A 20,293-nucleotide genomic window follows, 5' to 3' on the forward strand; every position below is an offset into this window, starting at 1 on the left:
GTGAGAACTCTAGGTGATGGCGTCGTGGAGGACTTCACCCGCGCGGACGGTGCGCAGGCAGTGCGGGAGGGCGGCGTCCGGTTCGAGCCGCGGCAGGGGTGGCACGCCGGCGCGCGGGTCGGTGGACCAGCGCTGCACGCGGCTGTCCGGCGTGGCGACGACGAGGTCGGCCGCGTCCCAGATCGCGTAGTGCGCCGGGGCGCCCGGGACGAGGCTGCCGGTGACGCCGTCGTTGACGCCCGCGGCGCGGTGCCCGGCCCGGGTGTGGGCGGTGAACGCCGCGCGCGGGGACAGGCCGGCGCCCGGGGTGCGGTGGTAGGCGGCGGCGCGGACGCTCCCCCACGGGTCGAGCGGGGTCACCGGCGCGTCGGAGCCGAAGGCCAGCAGGACCCCTTCGGCGGCCAGCGCCGAGAACGGGTTGAGCCCGGCGGCGCGGGCCGTGCCGAGGCGTTCGGCGTACATGCCTTCCTCGCCGCCCCAGAGCGCGTCGAACAGCGGCTGCACGGAGGCGACGACGCCCCAGCCGGCCAGCAGCTTCGCCTGCTCGGCGGTGACCATCTCCAGGTGTTCGAGCCGGTGGTGGCGGCCCGCGAGCGCGCGCTGCCCGACCTCCTTCTCGGCGAGCCGGAACCCTTCGACGACTTCGGCGACGGCGGCGTCGCCGATGACGTGGAAGCCGGCCTGCAGCCCGGCTTCGGTGCAGGCGGCGAGGTGGTCGCCGATGCGGTGCGCGTCGAGGTAGAGGGTGCCGGAGCCGCCGTGGTCGGCGTAGGGGGTGCTGAGCGCGGCGGTGTGCGAGCCGAGGGCGCCGTCGACGAACAGGTCGCCGGCGAGGCCGCGGGCGCCGAGCTGGTGCGCGGTCTCGACGGCGCCGAGTTCGCCCCAGTAGCCGACGACCTCGGGGGTGTCCGGGCCGGCGAGGGCGAGCAGGGCGGCGAGGTCGTCGCGGCCGGAGATGTCGGGGCCCGCGCATTCGTGGACGCTGACGATGCCCTGGGCCGCGGCTTCGGTGAGGAACGCGCGCTGGGCGCGTTCGCGCTGCGCGGGCGTGATCGCGGCGCGCACGGCCGCGCGGACGGCGTGGTGGGCGGCGCGGGTCAGCGGGCCGTCGGGCGACCAGCCGTCGGCGTCGCGGGCGGCGGGGGCGAGCTCGACCAGGGCGGTGGAGACCAGCGCGGAGTGGACGTCGACGCGGCTGAGGTAGACGGGCGTGCCACCGGCGGCGGCGTCGAGCTCGGCGCGGCTGGGCAGCCGCGGGTCGGTCCAGGTGCTCTCGTCCCAGCCGTGGGCGAGCAGGACCTGGCCGGGGACGACGGCGCCGCGCACGCGGGCCAGCAGGTCGGCGCCGCCGCGGACGCCCGTGAGGTCCAGGCCGCTCAGGTGCAGGCCGGTGGCGGTGGCGTGGATGTGGGCGTCGACGAAGGCGGGTGCGACGAACGCACCCTGGAGGTCGACGATCTCGGCGCCGGGGTGGAGGGTGCGAGCCGGGGCGTCCTGGCCGACCCAGACCACGGTGCCGCCGGTGACCGCCATCGCCGTGGCGTCCGGGCCGGCGGGGGTGTAGATGCGCCCGCCGAGCAGGAGCGTCGTGTGTTCGTCCGTCACGCCCTTGAGTTTGCTCCTCGGTCCGGAGCCTTCCGCCACCTGGGGGAAGACAGGCCAGCAGGCAGGAAGATTTACTCCGTGAGAACGTTATGACAGGATATTTTAACGCGTTCCCGACGACTAGGAGTACAAGTGACTGCGATCCAGGAACCTGTGACGCCTGCCGCCGCCTTCGACCAGCCCTACGAGTACGCCCGCGCCGAGCTGGTGGAACCCGACTGGCGCCGTTTCCCGGGCTGGCACGACGTGACCGACGCCGAGTGGCGCGACGCCCAGTGGCAGCGGGTGCACTGCATCCGCAACGCCAAGCAGCTGCGCGCGCTGATGGGCGACCTGCTGGAGGAGCGCTTCTACGAGGACCTGCTCGCCGACCAGCGCGAGATGGCGACGATGTCGATGCTGCTGCCGCCGCAGATGCTCAACACGATGGCCCCCACGGCGGGCACGGACCCGGCGAAGGTGACCGAGGCGTTCTACGCCGACCCGATCCGCCGCTACATGCTCCCGGTGCGCAGTGATCGTGACCCGGTCTGGGCGAGCCACCCCCACTCCGAGCGCGACTCGCTGCACGAGGCCGAGATGTGGGTCGTCGAGGGGTTGACCCACCGCTACCCGACCAAGGTGCTGGCCGAGATGATCTCGACCTGCCCCCAGTACTGCGGCCACTGCACCCGCATGGACCTGGTCGGCAACTCCACCGAGACGGTCGAGAAGCACAAGCTCACCCTCAAGCCGGTCGACCGCCAGGACGCCATGATCGCGTACCTGAAGAAGACCCCGGGCGTCCGCGACGTCGTGGTGTCGGGCGGCGACGTCGCCAACGTGCCGTGGCCGCAGCTGGAGTCGTTCCTGATGCGCCTGATGGACATCGACACGGTCCGCGACATCCGCCTGGCGACGAAGGCCCTGGCGGCGCTGCCGCAGCACTGGCTCCAGCCGAAGGTGGTCGAGGGCCTGGAGCGCGTCGCGGTGACGGCCCAGCGCCGCGGCGTCAACCTGGCGATCCACACGCACGTGAACCACGCCCAGTCGGTGACGCCGTTGGTGGCGGAGGCGGCCCAGACGGCGTTGAACGTCGGTGTGCGGGATGTGCGTAACCAGGGCGTGCTGATGCGCGGGGTGAACGCGACGCCGGCGCAGCTGCTGGACCTGTGCTTCGCCCTGCAGGGTGAGGCGAACATCCTGCCGTACTACTTCTACATGTGCGACATGATCCCGAACGCCGAGCACTGGCGGGTTTCGGTGCACGAGGCGCAGGAGCTGCAGCACGCGATCATGGGGTACCTGCCCGGGTACGCGACCCCGCGGATCGTGTGTGACGTGCCTTATGTCGGGAAGCGGTGGGTCCACCAGCTGGCCGACTACGACCGCGAACTGGGCATCTCGTACTGGACGAAGAACTACCGGACGGGGATCGAGCTGGAGGACCCGGAGGCCTTGCAGCGGCGGTACCCGTACTACGACCCGATCTCGACGCTGCCGGAGGCCGGGCAGACCTGGTGGGCCAACCGCTCCAGCTGACGGCGACGCGTCGCCGTCGAGAGGCATACCGACGGGGGGGGGTGCCGCGGAGTCTGATCGGGGCCGCGCGCCCCCCGTCCGTCTTGGACGTTTCGGCTGGCCAGGGCCGGCGACCTCCTGAAACGCGCCATCGACCGCGTCGTTCCCGACAGCCGCACGGGCCACCTGAGTCAGGGCCTGCCGGAGGACGGGGTCCGCATCGACCCGCAAGGCAACCCGGTCAGCAGAAAGAGCCTGGGAAACCACACACCGATCACCTGGGACCACTGAGCACATGACGAACTACACCGACTTCCCCGACCTCGCCAACGTCTACCTCGAAGACAGCTTCGTCCTCGCCATCGACGAGACCCCCACCTCGCTGTCCTTCAGGCTGGAAGCCGCGCTGACTCCGTCACACCCGCGCTACCACGACCCGCGACCGGATGAAGCGCACTGCTACGCCGACGCCGTGCTGACCGTCGCCGACGCAACGAAGATCGAGTGGATCACCCGGTCATCCCAGACCGCCCGCGACGCCACTGGCGAAGAAGATCTCGGCAACATCGACAGCTTCCAGCGTCACGACGATCACTACGAGATCGCCGGGGACTGGGGCCACGTCCGGATCTATTCGACGGCGACACCACAGCTCACTTTCACCCAGAAGGCCACGCACCCGCCGACGGGCCCCACTCACAGTGAAGCCCCCTGATGCCATAGCGGCCCAGATCGAACAAGGGGCTTCAGTACGTGCGACAGGCGCGACGGCGGAGCGGCCTGGGCCGGGAGGTCCGGCCCAGGCGCCACCGAAGTCAGCCAGCCGACATCCGTTCCTGCAGGCTGCGGGGCCGCATGTCCGTCCACACCTCGTCCACGTGGTCCATGCACTCCTGCCGGGTCCCGCGCGTGCCGTCGGGGTGCCAGCCGGCCGGGACCTCCTTGTCCGCCGGCCAGAGGGAGTACTGGCCCTCGTCGTTGACCAGGACCTGGTAAGTGGTGTTCTCGTCCATCAGGACTCCTTGTTGTTGACGGTTTCGACATCGGACACGGAAGGGAAGCCGCGCAGGGTCCGGCTGAACGTCGTCAGCACGGTGACCGCCGCGATCGCCCCCGCGCAGGTGAGCACGGCGGCCGAATCGGGGAGCAGGTCGACGAGCCAGCCGCCGAGGGCCGGGCCGAGCGCCGCGGCCAGCCCGCCCGTCACGCCCATCACGCCGCCGAGGCGGCCGCGCAGCTCGTCGGGCGTGAAGAGCAGCTGGTAGGTGTTGATGGTCGTGTTCGCCGCCGGGGCCAGGAACGCCATCGCCGCGAACAGCAGGCCCATCAGGTAGCCGTTGTGGACGAACACCGCCAGCGGTGTCAGCAGCGTCAGCCCCCAGAACACGCCGATGATCAGCGCGTACGGGCTGAGCTTGCGGTGCAGGTACGGCGCGGCGAGCGCCCCGGCGATGCCGCCGCCGCCGAGCATCGCGGCCATCACGCCGATCTCGCCGGGCGGCACGCCGCGTTGGTTCGCCAGCACGATGATCACCAGGTAGTACGCCGCGAAGAACAGGTTCAGGACGATCGCGCACACCGCCGTGACGCGCACGCGCGGCTGGTGCCACACCCAGCGCAGCCCTTCGGCGATCTCCCGGCCCAGGTGCGCGGGCGGCCGTTCTTCCGCCGGTTCGGGACGCGCGGGCAGGCGGACGAACACCAGCGACACGAACGCGACCACGTGCGCGACGACGTCGAAGACGAACGGCGCGAGCCGGCCCAGCGCGAACAGGAAGCCGCCGAGCGCCGTGCCCGACAGCTGGCCGGCACTGGTGCGCGCCGCGTTCAGCGCCACCGCCGACGGGACCTGCTCGGTGCTTACCAGGTGCGGCAGGCTGGCTTCCTCGGCTGGTTCGAACAACGCCCGGCACAGCCCCATCACGACGGCGACGACGACGAGCTGCGCCACCCCGGCCACGCCCCACCACAGGGCGAGCACGAGGCTGGCCGCCCCGAGCGCCTGCACCGCCTCGCAGCCGAGCATGATCCGCTTGCGTGACCAGCGGTCGACGAGGGCACCGGCCGGCAGCCCGGCGACCAGCTGCGCGATCGCGATCGCGCCGAGCACCAGCCCGGACTGCGCGGCCGAGCCCGTGATCGCCAGCACCAGCAGCGGGAACGCGATCGTCGTGGTGCTGAACCCGGCTTCGGACACGACCTGGCCGGTCCACAGCAGCCGGTAGTCCCGGTTGCGGGACAGCTTCACCTTGCTCGGCGCGCTCACGCCTGCTCCCCTCGGCAGTCGGCGGCGATGCGCCGCAAGGCTTCCGCGAAGCCGGCGGCGACGGCCTCGACCGTCGCGCGGTCGTGCCGGTCCGGCCGGAAGAACCAGGTGAACTCCAGCCGGCCAGCCCGCACGCCGCCGACCACCTCGAGGAGGTGCGCGGGCGCGTTCGCCGGGTCCTGTTCGCGGCCGATCGGTGGGTGCGACGCGCGGAAGAGGCCGTCGCCACCGCCGGTGCCGTCGCCCTGGCCGAGGTAGTTGAACGCCAGCTGCGGGGTGTTCGCGCCCAGCTCCGGGAACCGGTAGGAGCGCAGGACGCCGTGGCCGAACCCGTTGCCCGGCACCGCACGCAGCTGCCGCCGCACGGACTTGACCAGCGCGCGCCAGTCCGCGTCCGGGTCGATCGTCAGCCCGACCGGGAACAGCGTGGTGAACCAGCCGACCGTCCGGGACAGGTCCACGCCGTCGAAGACCTCCTCGCGGCCGTGGCCCTCCAGGTCGATCGCGACCGAGTCCTGCCCGGTCCACCGGCGGACGGCCCACGCGAGCGCGCTGAGCAGCACGTCGTTGATCCGCGTCCGGTACGCGCCGGGCGCCAGGTGCAGCAGGGCGTCGGTGTCGCGCTCGCCGACCTCGAGCGGCACCGACTCGACCGCGGCCGGCCCGTCGCCGGTGTGGTCGAGCGGGAGCGCGCAGCCCGGCAGTTCCCGCGCCCAGAACTCGCGCTGGTCGTCCAGGCCGCCGCCTTCGGCGAACTCGCGCAGCCGCCGCCCCCAGTCGCGGAACGACGTCGTCTTCGGGCCGAGGTCCGCCTTCTCCCCCGCCAGGACCTGGCTGTAGGCCCGTTCGAGGTCCTCCACCAGGATGCTCCACGACACCGCGTCGACGACCAGGTGGTGCGCCGCGAGGAAGAGCCGGTCCGGTTCGAACAGCACCGCACGCAGCTGTGGCGGCCGTGCGAGGTCGAAGCTCGCGTGCACCTCGTCGGCGACGGCTTCGGGGTCCGAAGTGGACAGTATCCGCAGCGGGACCGCCGCTTCGGGCGCGTCGTTGTGCTGCCGCCACTGCCCGTCGTCGCGGGTGAACCGCAGGCGGAGGGCGTCGTGGTGGGCGGCGACGGCGTCGAGCGCCTGCTGCAGGGCCTCCTCGTTCGGCGGCCCGGCCAGTTCGAGCAGCACGGACTGGTTGAAGTGGGCCGGGTTCGCCGGCTCCGCGTCGAGGAACCACCGCTGGATCGGCGTGAGCGGTACGTCGCCGACGACGGCTTCGTGCTGGGCCCGGTCTTCGTCGGCCGCGGTGACCACGGTCGCCAGCGACGCGACCGTCTGGTGGGCGAACAGGTCCTTCGAGCGCATCCGCAGTCCCGCGAGGCGCGCGCGGTGCACGACCTGGATGCTGAGGATCGAATCCCCGCCCAGCTCGAAGAAGTTGTCGCGCGCACCGACCCGCTCGCGGCCCAGCACCTCGGCCCAGATCGCGGCCAGCGCCGTCTCGACCGGCCCGGACGGCTCGACGTACCGGTGTTCTTCGGCGTCGGCGTCGGGCAGGGCAGCCCGGTCGAGCTTCCCGTTGCGGGTCACCGGCAACGCGTCCAGCGCGACGATCGCCGAGGGCAGCATGTAGTCCGGCAGCGACCGGCCGAGGAACTCGCGCAGGTCCGGTTCGGCGTCCGGCACGACGTAGGCGACCAGCCGCCCGTCCCGCGCGAGCACGGCCGCGTCGGTGACCGCGGGGTGCGCCCTCAGGGCGGCCTCGATCTCGCCGGGTTCGATCCGGTGGCCGCGGATCTTGACCTGCTCGTCGGCGCGGCCGTGGTAGACCAGCTCGCCGTCCGGCCGCCGGGTCACCCGGTCGCCGGAGCGGTACATCCGCTCCCCCGGTGGCCCGAACGGGCAGGCGACGAACCGCGACGCCGTGAGCCCGGGCCGGTCGAGGTAGCCGCGGGCGAGCCCGTCGCCGGCGATGTACAGCTCGCCGGGGATGCCCGGCGGCACCGGGTTCAGCCCGGCGTCGAGCACGTAGAGGCGGGTGTTGCGGATCGGGTGGCCGATGGGGACCGGACCGGCGGGGACGGCGTCCCCGGGTTCGACGCGGTACTCCATGCAGCCGACCGTCGTCTCGGTCGGCCCGTACTCGTTGATCACGGTGGCGGCCGGGTGCGCCTGCCGCCACCGGTCGAGCACGTCGCCGAGCAGCTGTTCGCCGCCGACGACGAGGTCCCGCGGGTCGCCCGCCAGGACGGGCAGGTGGCTGGGCGTCGCCTTGAGGAACGTGCACGGCACGGGCTCGGCTTCCAGGACATCGGCGACCCGGATGCGGCCGCCCGCCAGGAGCGGGCCGAACAGCGTCGTGACGGTGAGGTCGAACGACACCGACGAGTGCAGCACGGCCGTGCCGCCCAGGCCCGGGTACGCGTCGACGGCCCAGCGCAGGTAGTTCGCCGCCGCGCGGTGGCTCACGACCACGCCCTTGGGCCGGCCGGTCGAGCCGGACGTGTAGATGACGTACGCCGGGTACTCCGGGTCGAGCGCGACTTCCGGGGCGTGGTCCGGGAAACCGGCCGCGTCGGCGTCTTCGACCACGCAGACCGGACGCGCGTCTTCGAGCATGTACGCGATGCGATCGGCCGGGTAGCCCGGGTCGATCGGGACGTACGCCGCCCCGGTCTTGAGCACCGCCAGCAGCGCCACCAGCAGGTCCGCCGACCGCGGCAGCAGCACCGCGACCCGCGTCTCCGGCCCGGCCCCGGCGGCGAGCAGCCGGTGCGCCAGCCGGTTGGCGCGGACGTCCAGTTCGCGGTGGGTGAGCGAGACCCGGTCGTCGGACACGGCGACGTCGTCGGAGTCGTGGCGCAGCAGGGCGGGCAGGGCGACGTCCGGCCGCGGGTCCCGCGGAGCCGTGGCGAGCACGTCCTCGCGCTCACCGGGCAGGAACAGGGAAAGGTCGCCGACGGGCCGGTCCGGGTCCGTCGCGGCTTCGGTCAGCAGGACCCGCAGCCGCTCGGCCACCCGCTCGATCGTGGCCGTGTCGAACAAGCCGGTGCTGTAGTTGATCGCCCCGCGCAGCGCGCCGTCGTGCTCCTCGAACTGCACGAGCAGGTCGAAGGTCGCGGTCGTCATCGGCAGCGCGACCTCCTCGGCCGCGAGGGTGCCGCCGCCCGGCTCGTCGCCGGTGTTCTGCAGCGCCACCATCACCTGGAACAGCGGGGTCCGGCTCGAGTCACGGACCGGCTGTACCGCGTCCACCACCCGCTCGAACGGCACGTCCTGGTGGGCGAAGGCGTCGAGGACCGTGGTGCGCACCTCGGCGAGGAACTCGCGGAACGGCCGTCGTCCATCCACGGTGGACCGCAGGACCAGGGTGTTGACGAAGAAGCCGATCAGCCGCTCCAGCTCGGGGCGCTCCCGGCCGGCGGTGACCGTACCGACCGCGACGTCCTCCTGCCCGGCCCATCGGGCGAGCAGCGCCTGGCAAGCGGCGACCAGGGTCATGAACAGCGTGCCGTCGCCTTCGCCCGCGAGTTCCTTGAGCCGCGCGGTGACCCCGGCCGGCACGGTGAACTCGACCCAGTCACCCTCGGTGGTGCGCACGGGCGGGCGGGGGCGGTCGGTCGGCAGTTCGAGCGGCGCCACGCCGTCGAGGCGCTCGCGCCAGTGGCCGAGCTGCTCGGCGAGCACCGGGCCGTCGAGGGACTCCCTTTGCCAGACGGCGAAATCGGCGTACTGCACGGGCAGTGCGGGCAGGTCCGGTTCCGCGTTCTGGGTGAACGCGGTGTAGCAGGCGTCGAGTTCCGACGTCAGCACGCCGGAGGACCAGCCGTCGGTGACGATGTGGTGCAGCACCAGCAGCAGCACGTGCTCGTCGGCCGCCTGGCGGAACAGGCGCGCCCGCAGCAGCGGCCCGGTTCGCAGGTCGAACGGCTTCCGCAGCTCGCTTTCGAGGGCCTCTTCGGTGAAGTCCTCGACCGGCAGCTCGACGTCGTAGGGCTCGTGGACGAGCTGGACGCCCCGGCCGTCGACGGTCGCGAACGTCGTCCGCAGCGACTCGTGCCGCGCGACGACGGCGTTCAGCGCCTGGCGCAACGCGGGCACGTCGAGCTCGCCGCGCAGCCGCAGCGCGGTCGGTGAGAGGTATTCGGTGCTGCCCGGTTCGAACTCGTCGAGGAACCAGAGGCGTTGCTGCGCGAAGGAAAGCGGCAGGGCTCCGTCCCGCGGGACGGTCGGGATCGGCCGCGCGGTGGCCTGAGCCGCGGGCAGCCCGGCGGCGAACCGGCCGAGGGTGGGCGCGGTGAACAGCGCGCGGGGCGAGACCTCGACGCCGAACTCCGCCCGGACTCGGGAGGTGATCCGCATGCTGCTGATCGAGTCGCCACCGAGTTCGAAGAAGCTGTCGGTGAGCCCGACGCGCTCGACGCGCAGCACGTCGGCCCAGATCGCGGCGAGCCGGATATCGGTCGTCGTTTTCGGAGCGACGTATTCGGCTTCGGCGTCGCGCTCGGGGGCGGGCAGCGCGTGGCGGTCGATCTTCCCGTTGCGGTTCAACGGGATCGCGGTCAGGGCCACGAACGCCGACGGGACGAGGTAGTCCGGCAGGCGGCCGCGCAGCCAGGTCCGCAGGTCGCGCGTTTCGCCGACGACGTAGGCGACGAGCCGGCCGTCGCGGGCCACCACCGTCGTGTCCGTGACCGCCGGGTGCTGCCGCAGCGCGGCCTCGATCTCGCCCGGTTCGACGCGGAAGCCGCGGATCTTGACCTGGTCGTCGACGCGGCCGAGGTAGTCGAGCCGGCCGTCGGCGGCCCGGCGGACGCGGTCGCCGGTCCGGTACATTCGGGTCCCCGGCGGCCCGAAGGGGTCGGCGACGAACCGGTCGGCGGTCAGGCCCGGCCGGTTCAGGTAGCCGCGGGCCAGCTGGGGTCCGGCGAGGAACAGCTCCCCGGCGACGCCGTCGGGCACCGGGTGGCCCGCCGCGTCCAGCACGTAGGCGGCCAGGTTGGCGAGGGGCCGCCCGATCGAGGGCCGGTCCCCGGTGACCGGGGCGTGCGTGGCGTCGACGGTCACTTCGGTCGGCCCGTAGTAGTTGTGGGCGGCCACGCCGGACGCGGCCAGCTCTCGCCAGAGCGCCTCGCCGGTCGCTTCACCGCCGACAAGCACGGTGGCGGGCCGGTGCTCGCCGGTGAGGAGGCCGGCGCCGAGGAGCTGCTGCAGGTAGGTGGGGGTGAGGTCGAGCAGGTCGATCCGGTGGTCGCGGACGTATCGGACGGCGGCGTGCGGGTCAAGCCGGGTGTCGTCGTCCAGCACGTGCAGCTCGTGGCCCTCGACCAGGGCGAGCAGCGGTTCCCAGGAGGTGTCGAAGGAGAACGACGCCGTGAGCGCGGCCCGGGTTCGCGGGCCGCCGAGGAAGACGCCGCGGTGGTTCGCGAGCATGTTCATCAGGCCGCGGTGCTCGACGAGCACGCCCTTCGGACGGCCGGTGGAGCCGGAGGTGTAGAGGACGTAGGCGGTGTTCGCAGGCCCGGGACGAGTTGCGGTTGCCGCATCTGGGTCCGTGCTGGCGCCCTCGGCGGCAAAGAGCCCGGCCGCCGCCGACGGCAGCTCCGCCCCGCTCAGCACCCCCGCCAGCCGCGCATCCTCAGCAACCGCGACCGCAGGCCCGGGGCGGGCTGCGACGGCCGCACCCGGCGCCGAACCGGTGCCCTCGGCGGCAGCGAACCCAGACCCGGCGAGCCCATCCGATGCCGGCGGCACCTCGGTGCCGTCCAGCACCACCACCGGGCGTGCGTCCTCCACCAGCATCCGCACCCGGTCTTCGGGCAGCCCGGGGTCGATCGGCAAGTAAGCCGCCCCCGCCTTGAACGCCGCCAGGATCGCGATGACCGCCTCCGCCGAGCGCGGCAACCGGATCGCCACCACTGCCTCGGGTCCGGCCCCCGCGGCGGTCAACCGGCGGGCCAGCTCGCCGGCGCGAGCGTCGAGTTCGGCGAAGGTCAGCCGGCTTTCGCGGAACACGAGCGCAGTCTCGTGCGGCACCCGCGCGACCGTAGCTTCGAAGACGTCCAGGACCGTGCCCGCCGGGACATCGAGGGCAGCACCCACCCCGGCCTCGACCAGTTCCCGCCGCTCTTCGGGCGTCGAGAGGGACAGCTCGCCGAGGCGACAGTCCGGGTCGGCGGCGATGGCGCGGACCAGCTGGGCGAGCTGCCCGGCCAGGCGCTGGACCGTCGGCTCGTCGAACAATCGCGGGTCGTAGGACAGCTCGAGGCCCAGCCGGTCGTGCAGGAATGCCGTCAGGTTCAGCGGGTAACTTGTGGTGTCGAGCGAGCTGACGTCCAGCACGCGCACGCCGTCCTGCCCGCTGTCCTCGATCGGGTAGTTCTCGAAGACCACCACGCTGTCGAACAGCGCCGTCCCGGCCGGGACCGCGGTGAACGCCTGCAGCCGGGACAGCGCGAGGAAGTCGTACCGCCGCACTTCGGCCTGCGAGCCCTGGATTCCCCGCAGCCAGTCGGCCACCGGAAGTCCATTGTGGACCTCGATGCGAGTCGGCACGGTGTTGATGAACATGCCGATCATCGCCTCGACGCCGGGCAGCTCGGCCGGGCGGCCGGAGACCGTGGTGCCGAACAGGACGTCGGACTCGCCGCTGTGCCGGGCCAGCAGCAGCGCCCACGCGCCTTGGACAACCGAGTTCACCGTCAGTGCGGCCGCCTTCGCCACCTCCCGCAGGCGAGCCGACTCGAGGGCGGACAGCTCGACGCGCACCTCCGCGGCCGATTCGGCGCGGTGGGCCTCCTGGGGACGGCGGTCGTACGGCAACGGCGTCGGGGCCGCGAAGCCGTCGAGCACCGCGCGCCAGTGGCGTTCGGCTTCGGCGTGGTCCTGGGCCGCCAGCCAGGCGAGGTAGTCGCGGAACGGGCGGCGCGGGGCCAGCTCGGCGGTCCGGCCACCGGCGATCGCCGCGTACTGCTCGGCCACCTCGCCGAAGACCTGCGCCGTGCTCCAGCCGTCGAGCAGGACGTGGTGCGACGTCCAGATCAGCTGGACCTCGTCGTCGGCGACGCGCGCGATTTCCAGGCGCATCAACGGCGGTGCCGTCAGCTCCATGCCCGCGGCCTGGTCGGCCTGGAGCAGCGAAACCAGGGCCGTCTCCTGCTCGGCCTCGGCCAGGTCTCGCCAGTCGTGCTGCCCGACCGGGACGCGGACGTGCCGGTGGACGCGCTGGAGCGGCTCGTCGACGCCGTCCCAGACCATGCTGCTGCGCAGGATCGGCGTCCGGTCCACCACGCGCTGCCACGCCTCGGCGAGCGCACGCGGGTCGCGGACGCCGGCCAGCCGCAGGCGGAACTGGTCGAAGTACGCGCTCGAATCGCTGTCGACCAGGCTGTGGAACACCATCCCGGCCTGCAGCGGCGTGAGCGGGTAGATGTCCTCGACGTCGCGGCCGTCGCCCGCCAGCCGGTCGACCGTGCCCTGGTCGAGCCGGGCCAGCGGGAAGTCCGACGGGGTGCGGCCACCGGCTTCGGCGCAGTGGTCCACCACCTCGGCCAGGGCTTCGACCAGCTCCGAAGCGAGCGCGCGCACGGTGGATTCGTCGTGCACCTCTTCGGAGTACTCCCAGGTGAAGTGCAGCTCACCGGCTTCGACGACCCCGACGACGTCGAGCAGGTACGGCCGGGTGCCCTCCGGGTCGCTGTCGTGCCCGAGGGGCTCGCCGCGGCCCTGGTACCAGCCGTCGCCGTCGACGTCCCAGCGGCCGTGGTAGTTGAAGGAGATCCGCGGGGCCGGGTCGTCGCGCAGCGCGGCGCCGGGCGTGTCCGGCGGGCTCAGGTAGCGCAGGGCTTCGTACCCGGCACCCTTGTCCGGGACGGCTCGCAGCTGTTCCTTGACGGCCTTGAGGACGTCGCCCCAATCCCCGTCGGGCACTGTGAGAACCAACGGGTACTGGGCGGTGAACCAGCCGATCGTCCGGGACAGGTCCAGCGGGGCCGCGATTTCCTCGCGGCCGTGGCCTTCCATCGCGACGACGACGCGCCGGCGGCCCGTCCAGCGGGCGAGCACCCGGCCGAGGGCGCTGAGCAGCACGTCGTTGACTTCGGTGCGGTACGCCGCCGGCACGTCCTGCAGGAGCGCGGCGGTCTCGGCCCGGCCAAGTGACACCGAGACCGCGCGCGCCGACTTCGCGCGGTTGCGGCCGGAGTGGTCGACCGGGAGGTCCGTCCGCGCACCGCGGAGGGCAGTTTCCCAATACGCGGTGTGCTTGTCGAGGTGTCCCATTTTCACGTGCTCGGCCAGCGACCGGGCCCAGTGCGTGAACGAGCTGCCCACCGGTTCCAGTGCTTCGCCGCGGTAGGCGCGGTCGAGGTCGCCGAGCAGGACGCGCCAGGAGACGCCGTCCATGACGAGGTGGTGGGCGGTGAGGAACAGCTGGGGCGCGCGGTCGGCGAAGGTGAAGAGCACCACCCGCCAGACCGGGCCGTTCGCGATGTCCAGCGACGTCTGCGCGCGGACGGCTTCGGCGTGCATCGCGGCGACGACGTCGTCCACTTCGGACAGATCGACGTGCCGGAGGACGTCGGCGGTCTCGGTGGCGGCGGGTTCCTGCCGCCAGGTGCCGTCCGCTCGGGAGAACCGCATGCGCAATGCGTCGTGCCGGCCGGTCACCGCGGCGACCGCGCGGACGAGCCGCACCCTGTCCACGGAGGACAGTACGACGTGGACGGACATGGTCAGCCGCCATGGCTCGTCGAGGTGCTCGAACAGCCACGACTGGATCGGGCCGAGCGGCGCGGGCCCAGTCTCCTCGACGACCACGGGAGCCGCGCTCGGCGTGGCGACCCGGGCCAGCTCGGCGACGGTCTGGTGCTGGAACAGGTCCTTCGACGAAATCCCCAGGCCCGCCTGGCGGGCGCGGGCGACGACCTGGATGCTGAGGATCGAGTCGCCGCCGAGGCCGAAGAAGTTGTCCTCGACGCTGACGCGGTCGACCCCGAGCACCGCCGACCAGATGTCGGCCAGCACCGTCTCTTCCGGCGTGCGCGGGGCGACATAACGGGTTTCGGTGCGCACGCCGGGTTCGGGCAGGGCCTTGTGGTCGAGCTTGCCGTTGGTGTTGAGCGGCAGCTCGGCCAGGCCGACGAACACCGCGGGCACCATGTGCGCGGGCAGGGAACGGCCGAGGAACTCGCGCAGCGCGGTGCTCCCGGGCACGGTCCCGGTCAGGTAGGCGACGAGCCGGCGCGTGTCGCCGGTGCCGTGCGCGACGACGGCGGCGCCGGTCACGTCCGGGTGCGCGGTCAGCGCCGCCTCGACCTCGCCCAGCTCGATGCGGAAGCCGCGGATCTTCACCTGGTGGTCGGCGCGGCCGCGGTAGGCCAGTTCGCCACCGGAAGTCCAGCACAGCAGGTCGCCGGTGCGGTACATCCGGGTGCCGGGCGCGCCGAAGGGATCGGCGACGAACCGGGACGCCGTCAGCCCCGGCCGGTTGAGGTAACCGCGGGCGAGTCCGGCGCCGGCGACGTACAGCTCGCCGGTGACGCCGGGCGGGACCGGCGCGAGGTCCGTGTCCAGGACGTACGCGCGCAAGTCCGGTATCGGCACGCCGACCGTGGCACGGTCGGCGTCGAGGACGCGGTGGGTGACGTGCACGGTGGTCTCGGTGATGCCGTACATGTCGACCAGCCGCGGGCCGTCCGGGTGCCGGCGGCGCCAGTCCGCCAGCCGCACCGGATCCAGGGCTTCCCCGCCGAAGACGACGTACCGCAGGCTCAGCGGCGGCGACGGCAGCGTGCCGAGCCGGTAGAACGCCGACGGCGTCTGGTTCAGCACGGTCACGCGCTGCTCGGCCAGCAGCGTCAGGAAGTCCTCGGGAGCGCGGACGACGTCCGCCGGGACGACGACGAGCCGGCCGCCGTGCAGCAGCGCGCCCCACAGCTCCCACACCGAGAAGTCGAAGGCGTAGGAGTGGAAGAGCGTCCACACGTCCTGGTCGTCGAAGCCGAACCAGTGCGCGGTCGAGGAGAAGAGCCGGGTGACGTTCGCGTGCGGGACGAGCACGCCCTTCGGCACGCCGGTCGAGCCGGAGGTGTAGATGACGTACGCCGTGTTCTCCGGATCGATGCGCACCTCGGGGTCGGTGTCCGGCCAGTCCTCGGCGTGCACGTCGTCCACGACGCAGACCGGGCGGGCGTCGGCCAGTGTCGCCTCGATGCGCGCGGGCGGGTAGTCCGGGTCGATCGGCAGGTAGCCGGCGCCGGACTTGAGCACGCCGAGCACCCCGACGACGAGGTCGGCCGAGCGCGGCAGCCGAAGCGCCACCAGACGCTCGGGCCCCGCGCCCTCGGCGATCAGCCGGTGGGCCAGGCGGTTCGCTCGCCGGTCGAGTTCGCGGTAGGTCAGCTCGGCGCCCTCGTGCGTCACCGCGACGGCGTAGGGCGTGCGTGCCACCTGCGCGGCGAACAGCTCGGGCAGGGTCGGCTGCGGCTCGGCCTCGCCGACCGGGTTCCACTCGCGCAGCACCAGTTCGCGCTCGCCGTCGGTCATCCACGGCAGCCCGCCCAGTGCGCGCGACGGTGCCGCCGCGATGCCGTCCAGGAGGGTACGCAGCCAGCCGGTGAGCCGCTCGATCGTCGTGGCGTCGAACAGGTCGGTGTTGTAGTTGACGAGCGCGTCGAGCCGGCCGGCGGTCTCCTGGAAGTGCACCATCAGGTCGAACCCGGCGGTGACGATCGGCGGGGCCAGCTCTTCGACGTCGAGGCCGGGCAGCGCGGGGCGGGTGTCCGGGGTGTTGTGCAGCACCACCATCACCTGGCACAGCGGCGTGCGGCTGGTGTCGCGCTCCGGTTGCAGGTCGTCGACGACGCGGTCGAACGGGACGTCCTGGTGGGCGAAGGCGTCCAGCACGGTGTCGCGCACGTCGCCGAGGAAGGCGTCGAACCCCCGGTGCAGGTCCACGGTGGACCGTAGAACGAGGGTGTTGACGAAGAACCCGATGAGCCCTTCCAGTTCGGTGCGCTCGCGGCCGGTGACGACGGTGCCGACGGCGACGTCGTCCTGCCCCGACCAGCGGGCGAACAGCAGCTGGCAGGCGGCGAGCAGCGTCATGAACAGCGTGCCGCCGTGCTGCCGGGACAGTTCCTTGAGCCGGGCGGTGGTGCCGGCGGGGACGCTGAACTCATGCAGGGCACCATTCTTGGTGCGGACGGCCGGGCGCGGCTGGTCGGTGGGCAGGTCCAGCACCGGGACGCCGTCGAGGCGGTGACGCCAGTAGCTGAGCTGGTCGCCGAACTCCGTTCGGTCCCGTTGCCAGACCGCGTAGTCGGCGTACTGCAGCGGCAACGGCGGCAGCGCCGGGTCCTCGCCGCGGCTGAACGCCGCGTAGAGCGCGGCCAGCTCGCTCAGGAGCACGCCTGAGGACCAGCCGTCGGTGACGATGTGGTGCAGCACCAGGGTGAGCACGTGGTCGCCGGGAGCGAGCCGGGTCAACGCCGTGCGCAGCAGCGGGCCGGTGCGCAGGTCGACCGGACCGGTGGCGCTGTTCAGCGCTGTGGCGAGGTCGCCGTCCGCCACCGGGACCTCGACCGCGTACGGCGGGTGGATGATCTGGACGCCGCGGCCGTCGACGGTCGCGAACGTCGTGCGCAGCGACTCGTGCCGGGCGACCAGCGCGGTGAGCGCCTGGTTCAGCGCCGCGGTGTCCAGCTCACCACGCAGGCGCAGCACGGTCGGCGACACGTATTCGGTGCTGCCCGGTTCGAACTCGTCGAGGAACCACAGCCGTTGCTGGGCGAAGGACAGCGGCGCCTCCAGTGGGCCTCCGTCGCGCGGCAGGAGAGGGATCGCCGCCTGTGGGGCGGCCGCGTCGGGCAGCTGGGCGGCCAGCTGCGCCGGGGTGGGCGCGGTGAAGACGAGCCGGGCCGGGACGTCGGCGCCGAGGTCGTCCCGCAGCCGGGAGACGACCCGGATGCCGAGCAGCGAGTCGCCGCCGAGGTCGAAGAAGTTGTCGTCGACGCCGACGCGGTCGACGCCGAGCACCTCGGCCCAGACCCGGGTCACCAGCCGCTCGCGATCGTCTCGCGGGGCCACGTACTCGGTGGCCGCGGCCAGTTCCGGTTCCGGCAAGGCCCGGCGGTCGAGCTTGCCGTGCCGGGTCAGCGGCAGCCGGTCGAGGCGCACGAAGGCCGTCGGCACGAGGTGCGCGGGCAGGGTGCGGGACAGCTCGGCTTTCAAGTCGGCGGTGTCGCCGACGACGTAGGCGACGAGCCGGCCGCCGCGCACGTCGACCGCCGCGTCGGTCACGAAGGGCCGCAGCGCCGCCTCGACCTCGCCAGGTTCGATCCGGAACCCGCGCACCTTGACCTGGTCGTCGATCCGGCCCAGGTGTTCGAGCTGCCCGTCCACCCAGCGGACGCGGTCGCCGGTGCGGTACAGCCGGGAACCCGGTTCGCCGAACGGGTTCGCGACGAACCGGTCCGCGGTCAGGCCCGGGCGGCCGAGGTAGCCGCGGGCCAGCTGCGCCCCGGCGAGGCAGAGTTCACCCGGCACTCCGGGCGGGACGAGCCGCAGGTGCTCGTCGAGGACGTACGCGCCGACGTTGCCCAGCGGACGGCCGATCAGCGGACGGTCCCCGGTCACCGGTGCGCAGGTGGCGTCCACGGTGGACTCGGTAGGTCCGTAGTAGTTGTGCGCGGCCGTGTCCGAGGAAGCCAGCTCCCGCCACAGGTCGCGATCCATGGCTTCCCCGCCGACCATGAGGAACCGCGGGCCGTGTTCGCCGGTCAGGAGCCCGGCGGGCAGCAGCTGCCGCAGGTAGGACGGCGTCACGTCGAGGAAGTCGACGCGCGAGTCGCGGACGTACCGGGTGAGCGCGGCCGGGTCGAGCCGGGTTTCGTCGGTGATCAGGTGCAGTTCGTGGCCGTCGGCCAGCAGCAGCGGGCCTTCCCAGGAGGTGTCGAACGACAGCGTCGCGGTGAGCGCCACGCGCATCGGCTCGCGTCCGAACACGCGCCGGTGGTTGGCGAGGAGGTTGACCAGGGCCGCGTGCTCGACGACGACGCCCTTGGGCGTGCCGGTCGAGCCGGAGGTGTGGATGACGTAGGCGGCGTCGGACGGGCGTGGCCCGGCCGGTCTCGATCTGCCGGTGGGCACGACGGTGCCGTCCAGCACGACCGCCGGCCGTGTGTCGTCCAGCAGGACGCGGATGCGTTCCTCCGGCAGCCCCGGGTCGATGGACAGGTGCACCGCGCCCGCCTTGAGCACGGCGAACAGCGCGACGATCGCCTCGGCCGAGCGCGGCAGCCGCACGGCGACGACGCGGTCCGGCCCGGCGCCCCGCGCGGCGAGGTCGGCGGCGAGCGCGTCGGTGCGGGCGGCGAGTTCGGCGAAGCTGAGCCGGACGTCGCCGCAGACCAGCGCGGTCGCGTCCGGCCGGGTCCGCGCCTGGTGGTCGAGGAGGTCGACGACGGTCGTCGCGGGAACGTCGAGCGTGCTGCTCCCCCACTCCAGCAGCGCGGCTTCTTCGGCTTCGGTCGTCAGCGGCAGGTCGGCGATCCGGCGCGCCGGGTTCGCGGCGACCCCACCCAGGAGCCGCAGCAGGTGGGTGAGCAGGCGGTCGATCGTCGCGGCCTCGAACAGCTCGGTGCTGTACTCGACGAGCCCGGCCAGCCGCCCGCCGGACTCCTCGAACTCGATCGAGAGGTCGAAGTTCGACGAGTTCCGGGCCACCTCGGCCGGTTCGGCGGTGAGGCCGGGGAACGACGGGCCGCCGCCGGCGTTGTGCAGCAGCACCATGACGTCGAACAGCGGATGGCGGCCGGGGTCGCGGCCGGCGTGCACGGCGTCGACGAGTTCCTCGAACGGGACGTCGTCGTGGGCGAAGGCGTCCAGGACCGTCTGCCGCGCGATGCTCAGGTGGTCGGCGAACGACGCTGCGGTGTCCACAGCCGAGCGCAGGACGACGGTGTTGACGAAGAACCCGACGACCCGTTCGAGTTCCGGCCGGTCACGGCCCTGCACGACGGTGCCGAGCGCGATGTCGTCCTGTCCGGTGTAGCGCGCGAAGAGCGCCTGGCAGGCGGCGACGAGCACGGTGAACAACGTCGTCTCCGACGCGCGGGCCAACTCGGCCAGCCGCCGGGCGACGTCGTCGGGCACGGTGAACTCGCGGACCGCGCCCGCGGTGCCGCGGGTGGCCGGGCGCGGGTGGTCGGCCGGCAGGTCCAGGGGCGTGACGCCGGCGAGGTGTTGTTTCCAGTGCTCGAGCCCGGCGGCGCGGGTCGGCCGGTCGTGCTGCCACAGCGCGAAGTCCGCGTACTGCAAGGGCTGCGGTGGCAGCTCGGCGTGCGAGCCGTCGCGGTAGAGCAGCCCGAGTTCCTCGGTGAGCACGCCCATCGAGGCGCCGTCGGTGGCGATGTGGTGCACGCACACGAGCAGCACGTGCTCGGCCGGGCCGACGCGGGCCAGCAGCGCCCGCAGCAGCGGCCCGCGGCCCAGGTCGAACGGCCGCACGTACTCCTCGCGCAGCACGGCGTCGAGGTCGTCCGGGCCGACGTCGACGACGGGCAACGGCACGTCGTACGGCGGCCGGATCACCTGCATGCCTTCGCCGTCGACCTCGGTGAAGGTGGTGCGCAGCGGCTCGTGCCGGGCGACGAGCAGCCGCAGCGCGGTTTCCAGGGCGCCGACGTCGAGTTCGCCGGTGAGGCGCAGGGCGAACGCGCTGTTGTACTCGGGGTCGCCGGGCCGCAGCCGGCTGAGGAACCAGAGCCGGCGCTGGGCCGACGACAGCGGGATCGGGCGGGAGCGGTCGGCGGCGGCCGGGATCTCCAGCGTGCGCGCGCCCGCTCCCGCCATCCGCCGGCGCAGCGCTTCCTGCAGGTGGGCGGGCAGCGCCGCGATGCGGTCCTGTCGGGACGTGGTCATGGAGCAGTCC

The 20,293-nt window shown here is 72.9% G+C and carries 6 protein-coding genes; 2 read left to right on the top strand and 4 right to left on the bottom strand.

Going from position 1 to position 20,293, the window contains the following annotated elements; genetic code table 11:
• Window positions 1-9 precede the first annotated feature (9 nt).
• A complete protein-coding gene (locus tag ABZ342_RS08575) occupies window positions 10-1,605 on the bottom strand; it encodes an amidohydrolase (protein ID WP_360470321.1) in 1,596 nt (531 codons plus the stop codon).
• Between the two features lie 132 nt (window positions 1,606-1,737).
• On the opposite strand from ABZ342_RS08575, the gene ABZ342_RS08580 reads away from it, so the two are divergent.
• Together ABZ342_RS08580 and ABZ342_RS08585 are read left to right on the top strand one after the other, a co-directional pair.
• Complete coding sequence (locus tag ABZ342_RS08580) at window positions 1,738-3,126, top strand: lysine 2,3-aminomutase (protein WP_360470324.1); 1,389 nt, start codon at window positions 1,738-1,740, stop codon at window positions 3,124-3,126.
• 274 nt (window positions 3,127-3,400) lie between these two features.
• Window positions 3,401-3,820 (top strand): hypothetical protein, encoded by a 420-nt coding sequence (locus ABZ342_RS08585; protein ID WP_360470327.1) that lies wholly within the window; start codon window positions 3,401-3,403, stop codon window positions 3,818-3,820.
• Between the two features lie 100 nt (window positions 3,821-3,920).
• On the opposite strand, the gene ABZ342_RS08590 is transcribed toward ABZ342_RS08585, so the two are convergent.
• From ABZ342_RS08590 to ABZ342_RS08600, 3 genes are read right to left on the bottom strand one after another with little or no spacing between them, the layout of a single operon-like run.
• Window positions 3,921-4,118, bottom strand: a complete 198-nt coding sequence (locus ABZ342_RS08590) for an MbtH family protein (RefSeq protein WP_155544057.1) — start codon at window positions 4,116-4,118, stop codon at window positions 3,921-3,923.
• Window positions 4,118-5,371, bottom strand: a complete 1,254-nt coding sequence (locus tag ABZ342_RS08595) for an MFS transporter (RefSeq protein ID WP_360470331.1) — start codon at window positions 5,369-5,371, stop codon at window positions 4,118-4,120. The genes ABZ342_RS08590 and ABZ342_RS08595 overlap by 1 nt, the downstream gene beginning before the upstream one ends.
• Window positions 5,368-20,283: an amino acid adenylation domain-containing protein gene (locus ABZ342_RS08600; protein WP_360470333.1), complete on the bottom strand. Its 14,916-nt coding sequence runs from the start codon at window positions 20,281-20,283 to the stop codon at window positions 5,368-5,370. Before ABZ342_RS08600 ends, ABZ342_RS08595 begins: the two co-directional genes overlap by 4 nt.
• Window positions 20,284-20,293: the final 10 nt, after the last annotated feature.

The organism is Amycolatopsis sp. NPDC005961 (assembly GCF_040629235.1).
Classification (GTDB): Bacteria; Actinomycetota; Actinomycetes; order Mycobacteriales; family Pseudonocardiaceae; genus Amycolatopsis; species Amycolatopsis camponoti.

Excerpts from the sequence above, each read along its gene's own strand:
- ABZ342_RS08590 (WP_155544057.1), bottom strand. The coding sequence starts at position 4,118 with ATGGACGAGAACACCACTTACCAGGTCCTGGTCAACGACGAGGGCCAG.
- ABZ342_RS08600 (WP_360470333.1), bottom strand. The coding sequence starts at position 20,283 with ATGACCACGTCCCGACAGGACCGCATCGCGGCGCTGCCCGCCCACCTG.
- ABZ342_RS08585 (WP_360470327.1), top strand. The coding sequence starts at position 3,401 with ATGACGAACTACACCGACTTCCCCGACCTCGCCAACGTCTACCTCGAA.